At 64.5% G+C, this 17,515-nt stretch carries 13 protein-coding genes and 1 tRNA gene; 4 read left to right on the forward strand and 10 right to left on the reverse strand.

Annotated features, from left to right (window positions below):
• The first annotated feature begins 64 nt into the window (after nucleotides 1–64).
• Nucleotides 65–709: an aminodeoxychorismate/anthranilate synthase component II gene (locus tag K940_RS0100830; RefSeq protein WP_028475955.1), complete on the forward strand. Its 645-nt coding sequence runs from the start codon at nucleotides 65–67 to the stop codon at nucleotides 707–709.
• Complete coding sequence (locus tag K940_RS0100835; protein WP_028475956.1) at nucleotides 706–1,410, forward strand: dihydrofolate reductase family protein; 705 nt, start codon at nucleotides 706–708, stop codon at nucleotides 1,408–1,410. The genes K940_RS0100830 and K940_RS0100835 overlap by 4 nt, the downstream gene beginning before the upstream one ends.
• On the opposite strand, the gene K940_RS0100840 is transcribed toward K940_RS0100835, so the two are convergent.
• From K940_RS0100840 to K940_RS0100875, 8 genes are all read right to left on the reverse strand, one after another.
• Nucleotides 1,395–1,814 (reverse strand): CBS domain-containing protein, encoded by a 420-nt coding sequence (locus K940_RS0100840; RefSeq protein WP_028475957.1) that lies wholly within the window; start codon nucleotides 1,812–1,814, stop codon nucleotides 1,395–1,397. The genes K940_RS0100835 and K940_RS0100840 overlap by 16 nt on opposite strands.
• Before the next feature lie 234 nt (nucleotides 1,815–2,048).
• Nucleotides 2,049–3,941 carry a Stk1 family PASTA domain-containing Ser/Thr kinase gene (gene pknB / locus K940_RS0100845; RefSeq protein WP_028475958.1) on the reverse strand — a complete coding sequence of 631 codons (1,893 nt, stop codon included), beginning with the start codon at nucleotides 3,939–3,941 and terminating at the stop codon, nucleotides 2,049–2,051.
• Nucleotides 3,938–5,527 (reverse strand): serine/threonine-protein kinase, encoded by a 1,590-nt coding sequence (locus tag K940_RS0100850; protein WP_028475959.1) that lies wholly within the window; start codon nucleotides 5,525–5,527, stop codon nucleotides 3,938–3,940. The genes pknB and K940_RS0100850 overlap by 4 nt, the downstream gene beginning before the upstream one ends.
• A 37-nt stretch (nucleotides 5,528–5,564) precedes the next feature.
• A complete protein-coding gene (locus tag K940_RS0100855) occupies nucleotides 5,565–7,031 on the reverse strand; it encodes a penicillin-binding protein 2 (protein ID WP_028475960.1) in 1,467 nt (488 codons plus the stop codon).
• Nucleotides 7,028–8,512 carry an FtsW/RodA/SpoVE family cell cycle protein gene (locus K940_RS0100860; RefSeq protein WP_028475961.1) on the reverse strand — a complete coding sequence of 495 codons (1,485 nt, stop codon included), beginning with the start codon at nucleotides 8,510–8,512 and terminating at the stop codon, nucleotides 7,028–7,030. The genes K940_RS0100855 and K940_RS0100860 overlap by 4 nt, the downstream gene beginning before the upstream one ends.
• Complete coding sequence (locus K940_RS0100865) at nucleotides 8,512–10,107, reverse strand: PP2C family serine/threonine-protein phosphatase (RefSeq protein WP_028475962.1); 1,596 nt, start codon at nucleotides 10,105–10,107, stop codon at nucleotides 8,512–8,514. The genes K940_RS0100860 and K940_RS0100865 overlap by 1 nt, the downstream gene beginning before the upstream one ends.
• Nucleotides 10,104–10,571: an FHA domain-containing protein gene (locus K940_RS0100870; RefSeq protein ID WP_028475963.1), complete on the reverse strand. Its 468-nt coding sequence runs from the start codon at nucleotides 10,569–10,571 to the stop codon at nucleotides 10,104–10,106. The genes K940_RS0100865 and K940_RS0100870 overlap by 4 nt, the downstream gene beginning before the upstream one ends.
• A 218-nt stretch (nucleotides 10,572–10,789) precedes the next feature.
• Entirely contained in the window at nucleotides 10,790–12,418 is a 1,629-nt protein-coding gene (locus K940_RS0100875) for a DUF3662 and FHA domain-containing protein (protein WP_028475964.1), read from the reverse strand.
• Between the two features lie 225 nt (nucleotides 12,419–12,643).
• Here K940_RS0100875 and K940_RS0100880 point away from each other — a divergent pair.
• Both K940_RS0100880 and K940_RS0100890 read left to right on the forward strand, forming a co-directional pair.
• Nucleotides 12,644–12,726: transfer RNA gene (locus K940_RS0100880), tRNA-Leu, on the forward strand.
• A gap of 449 nt (nucleotides 12,727–13,175) precedes the next feature.
• Nucleotides 13,176–13,943: an SDR family NAD(P)-dependent oxidoreductase gene (locus K940_RS0100890; protein WP_028475965.1), complete on the forward strand. Its 768-nt coding sequence runs from the start codon at nucleotides 13,176–13,178 to the stop codon at nucleotides 13,941–13,943.
• 756 nt (nucleotides 13,944–14,699) lie between these two features.
• Here K940_RS0100890 and K940_RS30610 read toward each other — a convergent pair.
• Nucleotides 14,700–15,638, reverse strand: coding sequence for a stage II sporulation protein M (locus tag K940_RS30610; protein ID WP_051406760.1), 939 nt, complete (start codon nucleotides 15,636–15,638; stop codon nucleotides 14,700–14,702).
• A 58-nt stretch (nucleotides 15,639–15,696) separates the two neighbouring features.
• Nucleotides 15,697–17,424: a DUF4407 domain-containing protein gene (locus tag K940_RS26485; protein ID WP_051406788.1), complete on the reverse strand. Its 1,728-nt coding sequence runs from the start codon at nucleotides 17,422–17,424 to the stop codon at nucleotides 15,697–15,699.
• Between the last annotated feature and the right edge of the window lie 91 nt (nucleotides 17,425–17,515).

Below are 17,515 nucleotides of genomic sequence, written 5' to 3' on the forward strand. Positions count from 1 at the left end.
TCCAGGCTATCCCAACTGGGAATGAATGCGACGCCGCGCCGGGCCGGGCCGTAGTCTCGACGTCATGCGCGTTCTCGTCGTCGACAATTACGACAGCTTCGTTTTCAACCTGGTGCAATACCTGGGGCAGTTGGGTGTCGAGGTTGTGGTCTGGCGCAACGACGATGCGAACCTGACCGACGTCGACGCCGTTGCCGGCGACTTCGATGCCGTTCTCATCAGCCCTGGCCCTGGTACCCCGGACCGGGCCGGCGCAAGTATCGACCTGGTGCGCTCCTGCGCTGCCCACCGCGTTCCACTGCTCGGTGTATGTCTCGGGCACCAAGCGATCGGTGCGGCGTTCGGGGCGAGGGTCACCAGGGCTCCCGAGCTGCTCCACGGCAAGACGAGTGCGGTGTTCCACAGCGGAGTCGGTGTGCTGGCCGGTCTACCCGACCCGTTCACTGCCACGCGATACCACTCGCTCACGGTGCTGGAGGACACGCTACCGCCAGAGATCGAGGTGCTCGCCCGCACCGAGAGTGGGATCGTGATGGCGATGCGCCATCGCACCCTGCCCATCCATGGAGTGCAATTCCATCCCGAATCGGTGTTGACCCAAGGCGGACACCGCATGCTGGCGAACTGGCTCGGGATCAGCGGAGAGCGCATTGCCGAAGGGTTGGTGCGGACGCTGGAGGCGGAGGTTGCCGCATTGGTGCCGCGGTGACTCGTCCGTATGTGCTGCTGTCGATCGCAGTGAGCATCGACGGCTACATCGATGACACCGGTCCCGAGCGGCTTCGATTGTCCAACGCGGCGGACTTCGACCGGGTCGACCAACTGCGCGCCGATTCCGACGCCATCTTGATCGGTGCGCAGACCTTGCGCAGCGACAATCCACGACTGCTGGTGGACAGCCCGGACCGCAGAGCAGCCCGCCTAGCGGCGGGAAAACCGGAATATCCGCTCAAGGTGACCGTGTCGGCAGGCGGTGATCTGAGCCCGAAACTGCAGTTCTGGCACCACGGTGGAGACAAACTCGTCTACACCACGGCGGCAGGCGCGAAAAGGCTCGTCGAACGCTTGTCCAACCTGGCGGACGTGGTGAACCTCGGCGCCGGAGTCGACTTCGGCGCCGTGCTGGACGACCTGGGTGTGCGTGGGGTCACCCGCCTCATGGTGGAGGGCGGCACTCGCGTGCATACCGCCCTCCTGGCTGCCGACCTGGCCGACGAGCTACAGATGGCGGTTGCACCGATCCTGATCGGCACCGCCGGCGCGCCGCGCTTCCTTGCCCACGCCACCTACCCGGGCGCGCCCAACCGGAGGATGCGGTTGCAGGACGTCACTCAGGTCGGCGATGTCGCCGTGTTGCGATACTTCCCGAAGAAGAGCTGGTCGGGGGTCGCGACTCAGGGGCGCCCGTAGACTGCGGTCACGAATTCTCCGATTTGATTGTCGTCCAGGTGTCGCGCCAGATCGGCTTCACTGATCATGCCGACCAGCTGATTGTTCTCGATCACCGGAACTCGCTTGATGCGGTGTGTTTCCATTTCGTCGAGGACGACCTCGATGTCGGCATTCGCATCGACCCATCGTGGAGTGGCTTCGCACATCTCGCTGAGCGGCATGTCCGATGGCGACTTGTCCTGCGCGATGCATTTCACGACGATGTCGCGGTCGGTGACGATTCCGCACATCCGTTCGTTTTCGTCCGATACGACCAGCGACCCGACGTCGAGATCTGCCATGATCCGCGCCGCATCCGCGACGGTCTGGTCCTTACCGATCCACCGTGCTCCGAGTTTCATGATGTCCTTGGCAGTGGTCATGAGTAAGCCTCCTCGTTCCTCAGCCAGTTGTCATTCATTCGAATGGAGCAGAGCAATTCTCTCGCTGCGCCATGGACTGGGGAGGGGTTTTCCGTATTCGATCTCGAGCGAATCGGCAATGGGAGAAGAATTCTCCGTTCTTTTCCATTCCGACATCCATACGTTGCATGTTTCCGACGAGCTGTGTCGAAGTCGTGAGGTAGTCGAAGTCGTGAGGTAGTCGAAGTCGTGAGGTCAGGTGAACGCACCGATCGTGATTCCGATGTCGCCATTCTTCGCCACGGACGAACCGGCTGGCGGTTGCTGCGCGACGATGCGGCCGACATTGGTCGGATCGAACACCGTCGACCGTTTGAGTTGCCCGGCGCTGCCGGTCCAGCCGTTCTGGCGCAGTACCTCCACTGCCTGCGCAGGTGTGAGCCCTCTGAGCTCGGGCATCGTGATCCGGTCGCCGGTGGACACTTGAATGGTCACGACCGATCCTTTGTCGGCGGTCGAGCCACCCGCGGGCTTGGTTCCGATTACCTGGCCCTTCGGCTGAGACGAGGTGACGTCCTGGACCTGAACCTCGAAGCCGGCCCCCTCGATGTTCGGCTGCGCGACGTCGATGGACTGCCCGATCACATTCGGCACGCGGACCTTCTCCGGACCTGTGCCGACAATGAGCTTGATGGCCCGGCCCGCGTCGACCCGGGCGCCGGCCGCGGGATTGGTGCCGATCACTTTGTCGGCGTCTTGGAGGCTGGAGGGTTTGAGATCCACGTTCGGATCGATATCCAACCCGATGGAGTTGAGCTTCTGTGTCGCCTCCTGCTGGCTCAAACCGTCGAGTTTCGGCACCTGCACCTGAGTCGGGCCGGTGGAGACCTGAACCGTGACGGTACTGCCCTCATCGATGCGCGAGCCGCCCAAAGGCCGGGTGGCAATTACATTGCCCGTCGCAACCTTGCTGTCCGCCTTTTGCTGGATCGCCACCGCGAACCCGAGCTGTTGTAGAGCTTGCTGAGCTTGCTCCGAGGACGTGTTCGATAGGTCGGGCAAAGTCACCTGGTCGGGTCCGCTACCCGGACCGAGGAGTACCCAGAACAACGCGAAAGCGACGGCAAGGGTCACTACTGCGCCGAGTGCGATGTAGCCGACCCGCCGATGACCAGGTGGTTGCGTCAGTTCCTGTTCGGCGGTGTCGTCATTGTGCTCGACGGTGCGGTAGCTGCGCGGTTCGAGGTGGTCGGCTCCCATGATTGTGGTGCGATCCTCGTCGGTCATCACCATCGGCGCACTCGGTCGCTGCCCACCGAGGACTCGAATGAGGTCGGCGCGCATCTCGGCCGCGGTCTGGTAGCGGTTCGCCGGATTCTTGCTCATGGCCTTGAGCACGACCGAATCCAGTTCACGCGGCACACCGGGGTGTACGTGTGAAGGCAGGCGCGGATCCTCCCGCACGTGCTGGTAGGCGACGGCAACCGGCGAATCGCCGGTGAACGGCGGCTCACCCGTGAGAATTTCGAACAGCACGCAGCCGACCGAATACACGTCCGAGCGGGCATCGACCGTCTCCCCGCGGGCTTGTTCGGGCGAGAGGTACTGCGCAGTGCCGATCACTGCTGCGGTCTGCGTCATCGGATTGGAGCTGTCGGCGATGGCGCGCGCGATGCCGAAATCCATCACCTTCACCGCGCCTGCCCGGTTGATCATGATGTTGGCCGGCTTCATATCGCGGTGCACGATGCCGGCCCGGTGACTGAAGTCCAGGGCGGCACACACGTCGGCGATGATTTCCATCGCGCGCCGTGGTGGCAGCGGTCCGTCGCTGCGTACGATGTCGCGCAGCGTCTCGCCGTCGACGTACTCCATCACGATGTACGGCAGCGGGCCGCCGTCGACCTCGGCTTCGCCGGTGTCGTAGACCGCGACGATCGCGGGGTGGTTGAGCGCGGCGGCATTCTGCGCTTCGCGCTTGAATCGGAGATAGAACGTCGGGTCGCGCGCCAAATCGGCGCGCAGCACTTTGATCGCGACGTCTCGACTCAGGCGCAGGTCGCGCGCCTTGTGCACCTCGGACATACCGCCGAACCCGATGATCTCGCCCAGCTCGTAGCGAGAGGAGAGGTTCTTCGGGGTCGTCATGGCTGTCCTTGTGAAGACGTAGCGGATGCGGCGCGAGTGACCGAGAACCCCCAGGCGCTGGGAATCTCCGGGATCGGCAGATCGGTAGTCGGAACAGGTGGCTCGGTAGGAACGGTCGTCGACGCCGCAGTAGTCGATGCCGTGGTGGTGCCTACGGCGGAGGTGGTGGTTTCTACGGTAGTGGTGGGTGTCGACGGCATCGGTGTGGTCGGCGTAGGTGCGGACGACGTCGGTTCGTCGCTCGTCGTCGGTGGCTGTCCAACAGTGGTCGTGGGCGCCTGGATGGGAGGCGGGGCGACCGGTTCGGGAACTGTTGTGGGTATCACCACAGGAGGTTCCGGCGCATCGACGGTGGTGGTGATCGCCGGCGGGACGAGAGAGGCGCTCGACAGCGGCGTCGAGGGCGGTGTCGAGGGAGGTGGTTTGCTCGGCGTGAACACCAGCCAGTAGGTGATCACGCCGAGCAGTAGGGCGCCGATGCCGAGTGCGGCGAACCTCTTCTGCGCCGGAGTGACGCGTCGAGCGCCGCTGGGATCTCCCGGCGACTGGTGGCCCCCTGCTCCGGCCAATGCCGTCGCCGCCTCGGCCGGACCGCCATGCTGTGCGGCCCCGACCGGCGGGGGTGTATAGCGTGCGGTCGCATTGTCGAAAACCGGTTGCGTGGAGCGGATGACGGCAGTCGGTCCGGGTGGCAACACCTGAGTGGCGCCGGTAGGGGGCACGGTGACCTGGACACCGCCGGGCCGCGGCGGACGTTGGCCTGCCCGCACCGCGGCGACTGCGTCGGCGAACTCGCCGCCCCGGCTATAGCGTCGCGCGGGGTCCTTCTCCATGGTGATCTCGATCAGTTCGCGCACATTGGCGGGGAGATCGGACGGCAACGGGGGTGGGGTTTCACGGACGTGCTTCATGGCCACGGTAATTGCGCCGTCTCCGGCGAAGGGGCGCTGCCCGGCGAGAGCCTCATAGCCGACCACACCGAGCGAGTACACGTCGCTCGCAGCGGTGGCATCCTCGCCGACCGCCTGTTCCGGCGCGATGTACTGAGCGGTACCCATCACCATGCCGGTTTTCGTCACCGGCGAAGCATCCACGGCCTTGGCGATGCCGAAGTCGGTGATCTTCACTTGCCCGGTAGGCGTGACCATGATGTTACCCGGCTTCACATCACGGTGAACCACACCGGCGCGGTGCGCCACGTCGAGAGCGCGCCCGGTCTGTTCCAACATGTCCAGGCCCTGAGACACCGACAGCTTGCCGAGCCGGCTGAGTACATTGTTCAACGGCTCGCCCTGGACCAATTCCATCACCAGGTAGGCGGTCTCGCTGTTCTGGGGATCGACGGTCTCACCGTAGTCGTGTATCCCGGCTATACCGGAGTGGTTCAGCTGCGCAGTGGTCTTCGCCTCGGTGCGGAACCTGAGTCGGAACGTCGGGTCGGTCGAGAACTCCGCTTTGAGCACCTTGACTGCGACTCTGCGGTCGAGTCTGGTGTCCAGGGCTTCCCAGACCTGACCCATGCCGCCGGTCGCGATCAGTCGCTGCAGCCGGTACCGGTCGGCGATGGTGGCACCGTTGTTCAGCATCGAGATTCCCGTACCTTCACTCGCAGATCCATATCGTTCAGCCCCTTCGAAGACCTGTGTCCAGGACCGCACGACCAATCGGCGCTGCCACCGAGCCGCCGGTGGCAGCGAGCGCTCGGTCCCCGCCGTCTTCCACGATCACCGCGACGGCAATCTTCGGGTTCTGCGCGGGAGCGAACGCGATGTACCACGCATGGGGGGGAGTATTGCGGGGGTCGGTGCCATGTTCCGCCGTGCCGGTTTTGGACGCGATCTGATAGGGGGTCCGACCGCTTCCGGCGGTGTTGTTCTCCGAGGCGATCATCAGGTTGGTCAGGGTCGATGCCACATCGGCGGAGACGGCCTGACCGACCGAGACCGGTTCGGTGGTGGATAGTTCGCTCAAATCCGGGCCTTGCAGCTGATCCACCAGGTAGGGCTCCATCCGGACTCCGCCGTTGGCAACGGTTGCCGCGACAACCGCGTTGTCCAGCGGGGTGAGCGCGACATCTCGCTGGCCGATGCTGCTCTGCGCCAGTGCAGCATCGTCCGGGATGGTGCCCACGGTGCTCTCCGCTACCGGCATCGGAATTCCCTGGTGTGGGCCGATGCCGAACGCGGCCGCCTCGTCTTCGAGATTCGCGGCGCCCACCTCGATGCCGAGCTCCGCGAACGCGGTGTTGCACGATCGCCGGAACGCCTCGTACAGCGACGCAGTGGGGTCGGGACCGCAGGTGACGCCGTCGTAGTTCTCCATTGTGGTGCTGGTGCCCGGCAGGGTGATGTTCGGCGCGGCGGTGAATTGATCCTCGGGAGTCGCAACTCGGTTGGACAACGCAGCCGCGGTGACCACGACTTTGAACGTGGAGCCGGGAGGATAGGTCTGTGAGATGGCACGATTCAGCATCGGATGCCGCGGATCGGCGCTCAACGTTTCCCACGCCTGGGTGCCGCGGGCGCCATCGTGCCCGGACAGCAGGTTCGGGTCGTAGCTCGGCGTGGAGACCATGGCAAGAATCTTGCCGGTGCTCGGTTCGAGTGCCACCACCGAGCCCGTATAACCCTTGCTGGTCATCTGCTCGTAGGCGACCTGCTGGAGTACAGGATCGAGGGTTGTCAGCACATTGCCTCCCCGTGGATCCCGGCCGGAGATCAGGTCACCGAGGTGGCTGCCGAACAACTGACTATCCGAGCCGTTCAGCACGGTGTCCTCCGACCGCTCCAACCCCGTGCTGCCGTACTGCATCGAGTAGAAGCCCGTGGCCGGCGCGTAGGCCTCGGGATCGGTGGGATAGGTGCGTAGGTACTTGTAGCGGTTCTCGGTCGCGACCGAGCTGGCCAACACGGTACCGCCAGCCGAGATCTGCCCGCGTTGACGCGAGTACTCGTCGAGCAGCACGCGCGAATTGCGCGGATCGCTGCGGTAGTCGTCGGCCTTGATGACCTGGATATAGGTGGCATTGGTGAGTAGCGCGACAACCATCACCATGACGGCGACCGCGACTCGGCGCAGGGGTGTGTTCATGTCACCGAACCCGCTTCCGGTCGTCCCGCCTCGCGGTGCAGCAGTTCGGTCCGTGCCTCGGCGATCGGCGCAGGTTCTCGCTTGCGTATCGGCGCCGGCGCACGGGCCGCGTCGGAGATCTTGATCAGCAACGCCAGCAATAGGTAATTGGACAACAGCGAGGAGCCGCCATAGGAGACGAACGGTGTGGTCAGACCAGTCAGCGGAATCAGTTTCGTCACACCGCCCACCACGACGAACAGCTGGATCGCGATGGTGAAGGACAGGCCCGCCGCGAGCAACTTGCCGAAACTGTCGCGCACTGCGAGCGCCGTACGCAGACCGCGCACCACGAATACCAGAAACAACGTCAATACCGCGGTGAGCCCGATCAAGCCGAGCTCCTCGCCGATGCTGGTGACGATGAAGTCGGTCTTGGCGAAGGGCACTTGGTTGGGCCGACCGCCACCGAGCCCGGTTCCGGCGAGGCCGCCGGTGGCCAGGCCGAACAATGACTGTGAGATCTGGTAGCCGGTGTTGTTGTAATCGTCGAAGGGATGCAGCCAGGTGTCCACGCGAACCCGGACATGGCCGAACATCTGATAGGCGAAGACGAAGCCCAGCGCGAGCAGCCCGACACCGATGACCAGCCAGCCGACTCGTTCGGTGGCGATGTAGAGCATCACCAGCACCGTGCTGAAGATCAGCAGCGAGGTTCCGAGATCCTTCTCGAATACCAGCACGCCGATGCACACGATCCAGACCGCCAGAATCGGGCCCAGATCACGGGCACGAGGCAGCTCGGTACCGAGCACGCGGCGCCCCGCCGCGGTGAACAGCTCACGCTTGGCGACCAGTACCGATGCGAAGAAGACGATCAGGAGGATTTTCGCGAATTCGCCTGGCTGAACGCTGAACCCGGGCAACCTGATCCAGATCTTCGCGCCGTTGATCTCGGAGAACCTGCTGGGCAGGATTGCTGGAATCGCCAACGCGACAAGGCCGGCCAGCCCGAGGGTGTAGCTGTAACGGGCCAGCGTGCGATAGTCGCGCAAGGCGATCAGCAGCACGATGAAGCCGAGCATGCCGAGCGCTGTCCACAGGGTCTGCTGGTTGGCATCCGGCGACGGTATTGCCCATGAGTTGTAGGTGGCCATCTCCTGATCGGCCAGGTCGAGCCGATGGATCAGCACCAGACCAAGCCCGTTCAGCACCGCGACGATGGGTAGCAACAAAGGATCGGCGAACGGAGCGAATCGCCGGACAGCGAGATGCGCGACCGAGAACAGGGCTAGATACGCGACGCCATACTTGGCGATATCCCAGGTGATCGACTGTTCCAGACTGACTTCGACCAAAAAGAGCGCGACAGTGGTGATGACCGCGGCCGCGCCCAGCAGCAACAGTTCCGCATTTCGCCGGGAACTCGGTGGTGGCGCAGGAGCGAAGCCGCCCGGCGGACTGGGAAAAGCCCCAGCCGGCGGCGGAGACGGCGCGGACATCAGTCTGTCACCCGGCAGCTTTCCCCCGGGATCTGGGGGATCGGCGACTCGGTCGGTGCCGGAGCAGAGGTTTCTGGTGCCGGCGGCGCCTGGATGGTTTCTGGCGCCGCCGGCGCCTGGATCTCTACGCCATCAGCGTCACCAGGATCGGGCGGCGCGGGTACTTCGGTGGGAACGGGGGCCGCCTCCTGCTGTGGTTGGGCAGCAGGGTTCGGCGTTTCGAGACCGTCCTGTGGATCGGGAGCCGCGCCGGGCGGTGCCGGCGCGCCGTCCGGCGACTCCGGAGCGGCGGACTCCGTCGGCGATGCGACCTCCGATTGCTGATCGGGCTTCTCGACCGGACACGGCGGTAGCAGTTCTCGCTGGGCGAGGTGTGTCATCGAGCCTTTCGCCTTGTCCAGAGACCCCGGCGGTAGCCCCTTGTCCACCTGCTCGCGGGCGGTCTGTTTCAGATCGTCGACTCGCAACGGCCGACACGAGGACGGGAGCTGTTCACCGGGCTCGAGCAAACTGAGTTCACCGTCGCTGGTCACGCAGGCGACCAGATTCACGTCGTGAATCGAATAGCCGAGGATCGATCCGGGAAGTCCGCGCAGGATCACGACCGAACCATCGTCGGCGCCGACGTAGTAGTTACTGCGAATCATCTTGTAGCCGACCACGAGTCCGGCGCCGACCGCGATGATCAGTGCCATCGCGAGCATGGTCCACCGAATTCGACGGGACTTCTTCGGCGGCGGTTCGGGCGCCGCCGCCCGGCGAGGCGTGGTACGGGGCGGCCGCAAGGCGGAAGCCCGACCGGCGGCCGTGTTCGGTGGCGGCGTGTCTTCGTCGACGCCCGAGGCGGCGCCCGCCACGATCGGGTGGCTCTGACCGTAGTCCAGGTCGATGACGTCGGCGACGACGACGGTGACATTGTCGGGCCCGCCACTGCGCAAGGCGAGTTCGATGAGCCGGTCGGCGCATTCGTCGGTGCTGCCTTCACGCATCGTATTCGCGATGGTTTCGTTGCTCACCACGTCCGAGAGACCGTCGGAGCACAGCAGGTAGCGGTCCTCGGCGCGCGACTCGCGCATGATCAGCGTCGGTTCGATCTCACTTCCGGTGAGCGCACGCATGATCAATGAACGCTGCGGATGCGAATGTGCCTGCTCGGGAGTGATTCGGCCTTCGTCGACCAGGGACTGGACGAACGTGTCGTCCCGGGTGATCTGCGTCAATTCGCTGGCGCGTAGCAGGTAGGCGCGCGAGTCGCCGATGTGGACGAGTCCGAGTTTCTTGCCCGCGAACAGGATCGCGGTGAGTGTGGTGCCCATACCGTCGAGCTCGGGCTCTTCCTCGACTTGGTCGGCAATGGCGGCGTTACCCGCTCGGGTGGCCGCGTCCAGCTTGCCCAGGAGATCGTCACCCGGCTCATCGTCATCGAGGTGAGCCAGCGCGGCGATCATCAACTGGGACGCCACTTCTCCGGCGGCGTGGCCGCCCATGCCGTCGGCGAGCGCGAGCAGCCGCGCGCCCGCGTATACCGAGTCTTCGTTGTTGCCTCGGACGAGGCCACGGTCGCTACGCGCCGCATAGCGGAGAACAAGTGTCACGATCGCAGCTCGATCACAGTTTTACCGACACGGACAGGGGTGGCCAGTGGAACTCGGACGGCGGTGGTGACCTTTGCGTGATCGAGGTAGGTGCCGTTCGTCGAGCCGAGATCTTCCACGTACCATTCGTCGCCACGCGGAGACAAGCGCGCATGTCTGGTCGAGGCGTAGTCGTCGGCGAGTACCAGCGTGGAATCATCTGCACGCCCGATCAGCACCGGCTGGCTGCCGAGTGAAATGCGCGTGCCTACAAGCGAACCGTGGGTCACCACAAGGTATTTGGCGCCCTTCTGGCCCCGGCCGAACGACGGCAACACCGCAGACCCGCGTGCGGGCTTGGGTTGAATTCGTATACCGGATGCCGCGTAGATGTCGCTGCGCAAGGTACGCAGCACGGCCCACACGAACAACCACAACAGCAGAAGGAACCCCGCACGGGTCAGTTGCAGGATCAATCCCTGCACGGCGTTCCACCTCCTGTTCGACCTCGTACATCTCGACCTTGTACATCGCTGCCATCGGTGCAGTTCGACCACCCACCGGCCTGTTCGCTTCGCCGGCTGGTGAGTCGGCGCCGCGCATGTGTTGGCAGCATAATAGGGTCATCGGTCGACTTCGATCACGATACGGCCCCGCGCCCCGTTCAGTGCCATGTCGCGACCTGCACCGCGAGCTTACGGGATCAAACGATGCGGATCAGGATCTCGGAGTGTCCGGCCCGGATGACGTCGCCGTCGGCCAGTTGCCAATCCTGCACCGGAGAGCCGTTGACGAGTGTGCCGTTCGTGGAGCCGAGATCCGACAGCATCGCAGTCTGGCCGTCCCAACGCACCTCGATATGCCTGCGTGAGACGCCGGTATCGGGCAGCCGGAAGTGCGCGTCCTGGCCGCGACCGATGATATTGCTGCCCTCGCGCAGCTGGTAGGTTCGGCCACTACCGTCATCGAGTTGCAGGGTTGCGGAGTACCCGGAATCAGCGCGCGGCGCCGCGCCATAGCCCGAGCCGTAGCTCTGCGGCGCCCCGAAACCCGACTGCGAGTAGGCCCTGCCATAGCCTTCCTGGTCGTCTTGACCGTATCCGCCCTGGTCGGGGAAGTTCTGCTCACTGGCGTAGTTCTGCTCACCGTAGCCCGGGTCGCCGAATCGCTGCTGCCCGTAGGCCTGTTGGGCGTAACCTCGGTCGTTGTACCCCTGGCCCTGGTCGTAGCCGGAATCGGCATACCCCTGTGGGTTTTCGGCGTATCCCTGCTGGTTGTAACCCTGCTGCCCGTATCCCTGTTGACCGTAACCGGAGCGCTCCGGCGGGCCATATCCCTGTCGACCGTAGTTCTGCTGGCCGTACCCCTGCTGGTCATAGCCTTGGTCGTTGTGCTGGTCGTAGTCGGACTCGGCGTACCGCTGCTGACCCCGGCCGGGGTCGGCGTAGCCCGGTTGACCGCCGGGGTCGGCGTAGCCCGGTTGACCGCCAGGGTCGGCGTAGCCCGGTTGACCGTAGCCCTGCTGGTCGTAGCCGGAGTCGGCGTAGCCCTGTTGGCCGTAGCTCTGCTGCTGGTCGCCGTACCCTTGCTGGTCGCCGTACCCTTGCTGGTCGCCATAACCTTGCTGGTCGTAGCCTCGCTGACCGTAATTTGGGTCGACCTGCTGGCCGTACCCTTGGTCGCTGCGCTGATAGTCACCGTAACCCTGCTGCGCTGCCGGGGCCTGGTGGTCCGGGCCGTATCCGCCGCGACCGTAATCGTCGCGGTACGCGCCGCTCTGCGGAATACCGCGACCGGCAGGTGGTGGAGCGAACCCGCGGTCGCGTGGATCGGACTCCGCGGGCTCACGGCTCGGGTCGTAGCCTGAGTTCTGCGTCATGGGGCCAGCTCCTGGTTGCGGGTGTGCAGGTCGTTGTGGCGGTGATTCGGGGCCGCGAGCCGCATTGACTGCCTGACCGGCCTCCGGATCCACGCGGCCACTCGCCCTGAATTGTCCGGTGTGCAGCGTAGGTGATGCCTCGAGCGTCACCTGTACTTCGCCGTACGTCTGCCAGCCTTGCTCTCGGATGTAGTCCTCCAGATGTTTGGCGAACGCGCGGGTGGTGAGGTCGTGATCGTCGGCCAACTTTCTATGATCCGAAGAGTTGATCGTGATCACATAACTGTTGGGCGCCAACAGATGGCCGCCACCGAGGTCGTGAACATGGTCGGCTGCTTCGCGCTGCAGCTCTGCCTCCACCTCCTGGGGCACGACACTGCCGCCGAAGACTCTCGCGAACACGTCACCGACTGCCCCCTGAAGGCGACGCTCGAACCGGGAAACAAAGCCCATATCGGCCTCCCTTCGGTGAGCGTCTCTTTCCTGATTCCTAACAGCGACACGCGGGTATGGCGTGTCGCTTATCGACCACGTTCACTGCATGATATCCACGATCGTCCGCACCTGTAACTCTTGGTGGCGGCATCGCATTTCGTGGCCCTCCAGTCGCCCGGTCGAACCTGTGAAATGATGATTTCGTCACCGGCGGGCGGGCGTGCTACTGTCTCCCCGTCGCTCGGGCGAGTGGCGGAATGGCAGACGCGCTGGCTTCAGGTGCCAGTGTCCTTCGGGACGTGGGGGTTCAAGTCCCCCTTCGCCCACACATCGACGCAGGTCCGGGGCATAGTCTTCGGGTTGTGCCCCGTCTGCGTCCATGCAGCGGTCCACACGCAGGGAAGCGGTCCATACGCAGGGAATCCGAGGGGATTCGGCCCGAGTGCGACCGACTTCGATTGTGGCTACGGCACCCACACCCGACCACTGTGTGGATGGTCGCCGAAATATGGGGTGGCACTCGCTGGAAGCCAACCGACTCCTGTTCGGGCGTGCCGCGTTGCTCCGTGGCATCGATGCTTCGATGATTCGTCGTGCCCCGAGTCGACCGACGCAGTTGGTGCGGGCACCGACGAAGTAGTGCGTGAACGGCTCGAGTCTACGATCACTTCTATATCTGGCGTGATCGGTCGTCGTGGTGACATCGAGACGACATGCCGTGCTTCATCGGCGATACTTCCTTGACGTGCAATAAGAACGTGTTCTAATTTTTGGCATGCGCAGATTCGATGGTCGTCGTGTGATGGTGACGGGAGCGGGATCCGGTATCGGCCAGGGCATCGCCCTGCGCCTCCTCGATGAGGGCGCGCAGTTGGTCGCTGCGGACGTCGACATCACCGGATTGACGGCTACTGCGGAGAAGGCCGGCGATGCCGCCGAGCGACTGCGGACGATCGAGATGAACATTGCGGATCCGGATTCGGTGCGACCTGCGATCACGCAGACACTCGAGTTTCTCGGTGGCTTGGACGTGCTGGTGAACGCGGCCGGAATCCTGCGACCTGCTCGAACGCACGAGATGCCGCTCGAAGTGTGGAACCAGGTGATCACGGTGAATCTCACCGGCACTTTCCTGACGACCCAGGCTGCGTTGCCCGCGTTGTTGGCCACTGGACGGGGCGTGGTGGTCAATTTGTCCTCGACCGCAGCGCTCAGTGCGAATCCATATCTCGCGTGCTATGCGGCGTCGAAGGGCGGGGTGAACGCCTTCACTCATGCCATTGCGTTGGAGTACGCCAAGCAGGGATTGCGTGCGGTGAACATCGTGCCAGCAGGTATCACAAGCGGTATCACCACCAAGTCCATCCTGGACCTTCCCGAGGGATTCGATCCAGAGCTGTTTTCTCGGATGACCGGATGGCTCAACGGCGGTGCGCTCGGCAGCCCGGAAGACGTCGCCGGAGTTGTCGCGATGGTGGCCTCCGACGAGGGGCGATACATGACCGGTTGTGAGATCCGGGTCGACGGTGGTGCGCTGATGTAGTCGGCTCTGCCTGTGTTCGGCTCTGCCTGTGTTCGGCTCTGCCTGTGTTCGGCTCTGCCTGTGTTCGACGATGTCGGATCGTCCACGAAGTCGCATAGACCTCCTACTCGAGCCGTTGTTATGGCGAAGATCACAGGACGATATTCATTAGCGGTCGAGGTGCTGAACGCGTATTGAGCGGCATCTCCGCCAGGCCCATCAGGCAGCTGGCTAACGTGTAGGTCGACGGGGGATCAGACGGTATTTCCGCACCCGAACCGAGTGAATATCTTGTTTATCGCCGATTGACAAACTTTCGGTCTCTTCTTTCTGGCGACAGTCGGCAACAGGCATTCCTTGCAAATGAACGTGCAGGTAGGGAGGCTGCGCTAGCAAACGTAGAGTTGTCTGCAGCATGGTGTGGACAACGTTGCGCAACATGGTGATCGTGCCCGCGGGTGAATTCGACACTGCCGTGAGAGCCGGTGACGGAATGGTGCTCACCTGCAAAATTCTCAGCTCCGGACACGGCCTCGAGGTAGCTGGCAGATGCGCCGTCAGATGTAGCTGTTGTGCTGCTGTGAGTGTGCGAGCGGAGCAGACGTGGTTGCGCGCGAGTAACGATTGTGTAGAGTCGACGGTAACGCTGGCCGCAGCTTGAGCGCGACTCGCTGCGGCCAGCGCGACTCAATCTACTCATTTCGAGACCGATTCGTGATGTGAAGTATCTGGTTCAGGTCCGCTGTGCCACCTGGTACAGCGGACTGTCGACGTCGGCTAACTCATGATCTCGTGCCGAGGACGCATCGTCCTGGACGACCAGCTCGTCTCCTCCAGCTTCGCCCGCCGCCCCAATCCGAACACGTAGAGCAGGAATGTCGCCTCGGCGACGAACCCCGTCGCCAGTCGAGCCCACAGAGGAAGGGAGCTCGGGGTCACGAAGCCTTCGATCAAGCCACTGATCAACAGCATCCCGACCAATCCTGCGCTCACTATCGCGGCGGATCGCCCGATCTTGGCCAGCGCTTCCGACCGGCTGAGCCGACCCGGATCTATCAGTGTCCAACCGAGTTTCAATCCCACGCCACCCCCGACGAGAATCGCAGTCATTTCCAACATGCCGTGCGGCAGAATGAATCCGAGGTAGGCGTCGATCCGTCCCGCGTCGGCCATCAGCCCGGCGGTGACCCCCAGATTGAGCGCGTTGAGGTACAGCACGTAGACGGTAGGGACGATCACCGGCCAACGATGAGTCCTGAAGATCCACGCCCCGGCCGTCGGGAGAGCCAGCAATGGAAGCGCGAGCGGGACGAGCAGGGTGCGCTGGGTAATCCACAATATGATCGACGACGATTTCGTCCCCGTGGAAAGAAGTTTCGCGCGCGCGACGCTGCGTCGGTATGACGTCGTCTCACCTATCAACACCGGAACAACGGCCCAGCGATTGGTCCGTAGCCAGGCGTTCCAGGGCACGGTTGTCGCCAGGACGATGACGGTCTCGGCGGCCACCACGCTCACGACAACCAGCCCGACGACAGCGCGGATGTTCCGCTGGATCAGTGCGAACGGCAAATCGAGACGTTCACGAAAACTCAATGGCCGCAACGGCACAGTTGTGCGCGGAGACAGCGACCTCGTTTCCATACCCACCCCGACCGGACCCGTGCTGGGCTGTTCGGTGGCCGGCAGCGCGGGATGAGTATATAGAGATGCCATGGTCGGCGCATCGCTGTGTGTCGGTGCAGAAGTGCAATCCCTTCCGGTCGATGCGCGGTCAGGTGCCGGGTGGGAGTTCGCGACGGTTGGATCCGGGCAGCTGCGGGTACCGGGATCCGGACAGCTGGTTGGGGCGGGTGGGCGCGGGTATGGCATAGCCCGCCGCGCCGGTCGGCGGCAGCGCGGAGTGGCCCGCGCCCCAGTGCGCCGAACGATCGGAGTCGACGATCGTGGCCGCTACGTGTTGGGCATGCGCGGCCTCGGGAGAGCCGTCGCGGGGTTGGTGTCCGAGCGCAGCGTCCGTCTGCGGCGACTGCAGGGTGGAGCCGTCGATGGTGACCTTGCGGGTGCGCCGGAGTGTGAAAGTGACTTCCTCGACTTCCTCGAACGCCTGACGAGCGGTGCGCAAGGGATGAGTCGCGGTGTCGATCGCGTTGGCGACGAACGAGGGAACGAGCGGTCGGAGGAAGCGCGCCGCCGTATCGGTGAACGGCACCGTGCCGATCAGTGGCAGCTCGAGACCGCTGTGCGGGGGTGGCGTGGTCGAGACCGCGGATGCGGGGGTATTCGCAGTTCTGGGCACGTTCGGCGTCGGCTGTGGCATGTTCGGCGTCGGCTGTGGCATGGCGCTGTCCTTTCGATCCTCGACCGCAGCAGCAGGGAGTTCGGGCCGGCGCGGCGGTTCGGTGATGCCGATTTCGATGCCCCCGATGGCGGCGATGATACGGGTGCGTTGTCGTTCACGGTCGATAGCAGTGTCCGCGTCGGCGGCGAGGCGGACGGCGGCGAGTTGTTGTTCGGCACGCAGGGTTTCGGCCTCGCTGCGCACTCGCGCCTGCGTGACCGCGATGGCGGTCTCGGCGTCGCGTTCGGCGCGGTCGGTCGTGGCGCGCGCGGCATTGACCCGATCGAACGAGCTCTCCCCGCGCCACCAGCGCAGCGCCAGCGGCAGGAGGGCGAGCGCGACGAACACTGCGATCGTCAGCACGCGAAGCAGCATTGCTTCACGCATCGTGTAATCGTTCATGGCACGCCAGCGTGCGCCCAGGCCGCGGTCGGCCTCAGCGAAGGCCGCCGCGCGGGTGGCGGCCTGGGCGCTTCGTTCGTCGGCGATTCGGCGATCGGCCGCATCCAACCGTGCTCGTGCTGCGGACAGCTGCCGACGCGCATCATCGAGCATGTCGTTGGCAGTCTGTGTCTCCGGACCTCGACCGGGTACTCCGGTGATCCTGGTCTGGGGGCAGTCGGGGGTCGGGTTGTATTCGCAGCGCGCGATCACGAGTCCGCGATCGACATCCGCCTGCGCCGCGGCGACCGATCGTTCGATGGTGGTGCGGTCATCGAGCGCTCGGTCCAGGTCGTCTTGTGCCGCTACGACGGCCGGTGCGGAATCGACCGACGCATGCGCCCGGTCGTTCACCATTCGATCGACGGATCCGGCGAACAAGACGAGCGCGGCCAGCTCGGCAAGGACACCGGCGGCGAGTATCGCGACCGCAACACGCCCGATCGACCCGAGCCGATCGGGTTCTCCGCCCAATCGCGGCGTGGCCACCGCGCGGGCGAGAACGCCGGTCAGTGCCGCGGCCACGAGTCCTGTGCTGGCCGCAGCCCAGAGCGGCCATCCATCGGCCGCGGCCGATGCCGTGGCCACCACCGCACCCGAGATCGCAGCGAACAGCAGCACGACAATGCCGGTGAGGACATACCCGGCACGCTCGTGGTGATCGGTGATCGTGCTGTTGCGGCCTCCGCCGAGCCAGGTGAACAAGCCGGTGACGGTCATCGGAATGCGCATCCTCCACGTCCCAGGCGCTTTCACGGCAGCGACGAAACCGTCGCCGATTCGTTGTGTCAGCGTGACACCACGCCAGGCC

Origin of the sequence: Nocardia sp. CNY236 (genome assembly GCF_000482385.1) — a bacterium.
GTDB lineage: Bacteria > Actinomycetota > Actinomycetes > Mycobacteriales > Mycobacteriaceae > Nocardia.